The organism is Pseudoxanthobacter sp., assembly GCF_036822375.1.
Taxonomy (GTDB): Bacteria; Pseudomonadota; Alphaproteobacteria; order Rhizobiales; family Segnochrobactraceae; genus Pseudoxanthobacter.
On record NZ_DAISHT010000313.1, the window covers coordinates 1 to 2,995 of the forward strand.

Here is a 2,995-nt window from a genome sequence, read left to right on the forward strand (position 1 = left end):
ACCGATCTGGGAGGATCGTATGACAGCCCATTTCCGCGATACGACCGCGCCTGCGGTCGCCGTGCGCCGGTTCGGCCTCTATATCGACGGGGCGTGGTGCGAGGCGGCCGACGGTGCGGTGACCGAGCGCCGCTCGCCGGCCCACGACGTGCCGGTGACGCTGACGGCGCGCGCCACGGTGGCCGATGCCGACCGCGCGGTGGCCGCCGCCCGGACCGCCTTCGACGACGGCCGCTGGAGCGACCTGCCGGGCGCCGCGCGCGCTGCGGTGCTGCTGGAAGCGGCCCGCCTGATCCGCGCGCGGGCCGGGGAACTGGCGCTGCTGGAAACGCTGGAAACCGGCAAGCCCATCGCCCAGTCGCACGGCGAGGTGGCCGGCGCCGCCGGCATTTTCGAATATGCCGCCGGGCAGGCCCGCGCGCTGCACGGCGACAGCTTCAACAACCTCGGGGCCGACATGCTGGGCCTCGTCACGCGCGAGCCGATCGGCGTGGTCGGCGTCATCACACCGTGGAACTTCCCGTTCTTCATCCTGTGCGAGCGCGTGCCCTTCATTCTCGCGGCCGGCTGCACGGTGGTGGTGAAGCCGAGCGAACTGACCAGCGCCACGACGCTGCTGCTCGGCGAGATCCTGACGGAAGCCGGGCTGCCCGCCGGCGTCTACAATGCGCTCAGCGGGCCGGGTTCGGTGGTGGGCCGGCATCTGGCCGAACACCCCGGGCTCGACATGATCTCGTTCACCGGCTCCACCGAAGTCGGCCGCAGCACGCTCATCGCTTCGGCGGGCAACCTGAAAAAGGTCGGGCTGGAACTGGGCGGCAAGAACCCGCAGGTGGTTTTTGCCGATGCCGATCTGGATGCGGCGGCCGATGGCGTGGTGTTCGGCCTCGTCTTCAATGCCGGCCAGTGCTGTGTGTCGGGCAGCCGGCTGGTGGTTGAACGCTCCGTTGCCGACGACTTATGCGCCCGCGTGGTCGAAAAGCTCGGCCGGCTGCGCATCGGCGATCCGCTCGACGAGACGACGCAGGTCGGCGCCATCGTCGACGAACGCCAGTACCGCCGCATCCTCGACATGATCGAGACCGGCCGGCGCGAGGGTGCGCGGCTCATCGCCGGCGGCGCGGCCTATGAGGCGAGCCGCGGGCGCTTCATCCAGCCGACGGTGTTCACCGATGCCGACACGTCCATGGCCATCGCGCAGGAAGAAATCTTCGGCCCCGTGCTCACCGTGCTGCCGTTCGACGGGCTGCAGGAGGCCATCCGCATTGCCAACGACACCTGCTTCGGCCTTGCCGGCAGCATCTGGACGCGCGATCTCGACAAGGCGGTGCGCTGCATGCGCGGGCTGAAGGCCGGCCGCATCTGGGTCAACTGCACCATTGCCGGCGGGCCGGAACTGCCCATCGGCGGTTTCCGCCAGTCCGGCACCGGCCGCGAGACCGGGGCCTATGGCGTGGAGGAATATACCGAGATCAAGTCCACCCACATCGCCCTCGGCGAGCGTGTGCGCTGGGTGGCGCCATGATCGCCGCGACCATCGGGGATGCGGCGCTGAACGGGCGTCCGGCGGCGCTGCGCACCGCGGCCGGAGAGCCGCGCGGCGGCGGCGCGGTTGCCGAAAGGCCGGCCCGCCCGGCCGCCGGCGGCCGGGCGGTGGCGGCCGACTACATCATCGTCGGCGGCGGCTCGGCCGGCTGCGCGCTCGCCGCCCGCCTCAGCGAGGACCCGGATGTGCGGGTGCTGCTGCTGGAGGCCGGCCCGCGCGATACCAACCCCTACATCCACCTGCCGGTGGGCTTTGCGAAGATGACCTCCGGCCGTCTGACCTGGGGGCTGAAGACCGCGCCGCAGGTGCATGCCGGCGGGCGCGAGATTCTCTATGCGCAGGCCCGCGTGCTGGGCGGCGGCGGCTCCATCAATGCCGAGATCTTCACCCGCGGCGTGCCGGGCGACTATGACGGCTGGGTGCGGGATTTCGGCTGCACCGGCTGGTCGTTCCGCGACCTGCTGCCGCTGTTCCGCCGCATGGAGGACAACGATACGCTGGCCGGCGAGTGGCACGGCATTGGCGGGCCGCTCGGCGTCACCACGCCCGCCGCCCATCCGCTGACCCGCGCCTTCGTGCAGGCCTGCCAGCAGGCCGGCATGCCCTACAATGCCGATTTCAACGGCGCGGTGCAGGCCGGCGCCGGCCCCTACCAGACCACCATTCGCGGTGCGAAGCGCTGCTCGGCCGCTGTCGGCTATCTCGGCCGCGCGGCCGGGCGGGCGAACCTGACGGTGCGCACCGATGCCCGCGTGCTGCGCCTCGTCATTTCCGGCGGTGCGGCGCGCGGCGTCGAGGTGCTGGAAGACGGCCGGCCGGCGGTGATCGAGGCGGCGCGCGAGGTGATCGTGGCCAGCGGCGCCATCGGCAGTCCGCGCCTGATGCTGCTGTCGGGCATCGGCCCGGCGGACGCGCTGCGGGCGCTGGGCATTCCGGTGGCGCTCGATCTGCCGGGGGTCGGGCAGAACCTGCACGACCATTACGGCATCGATCTCGTCTACGAGCTGAACGGCCCGCACAGCCTCGACAAATATAACCGGCCGCACTGGATGCTGTGGGCCGGGCTGGAATATGCGCTGTTCGGCAAGGGGCCGGTGGCCTCCAACATCGTGGAAGGCGGCGCGTTCTGGTATGCTGACCGGGAGGCACCGTCGCCGGACCTGCAGTTCCATTTCCTTGTCGGTGCCGGGGTGGAGGCGGGCGTGCCCCGGATCGCCTCCGGCGCTGGCGTCACCCTCAATTCCTACACCCTGCGGCCCGAAGCGCGCGGCAGCGTGCGCCTGCGCTCGGCCGATCCGGCCGACATGCCGGTGATCGACCCGAACTTCCTCGGCCATCCGGACGATGTCCGCACCTCGGTGGAAGGGGTGAAAATGAGCCGGGAGATCATGAACCAGCCGGCCTTCGCCCGCTATATCCGCAAGGAGCACTTCCCGGGCGACAGCGTGA

Annotated in this window: 2 protein-coding genes; both read left to right on the top strand. The window is 71.0% G+C overall.

The genetic code is table 11. The features are described from left to right. Window positions 1–19 precede the first annotated feature (19 nt). Entirely contained in the window at window positions 20–1,525 is a 1,506-nt protein-coding gene (locus tag V7067_RS16995; protein WP_334177075.1) for an aldehyde dehydrogenase family protein, read from the top strand. After that, window positions 1,522–2,995: GMC family oxidoreductase N-terminal domain-containing protein (locus V7067_RS17000; protein ID WP_334177074.1), on the top strand; the 1,474-nt coding region annotated here is incomplete at its 3' end. The genes V7067_RS16995 and V7067_RS17000, both read left to right, overlap by 4 nt.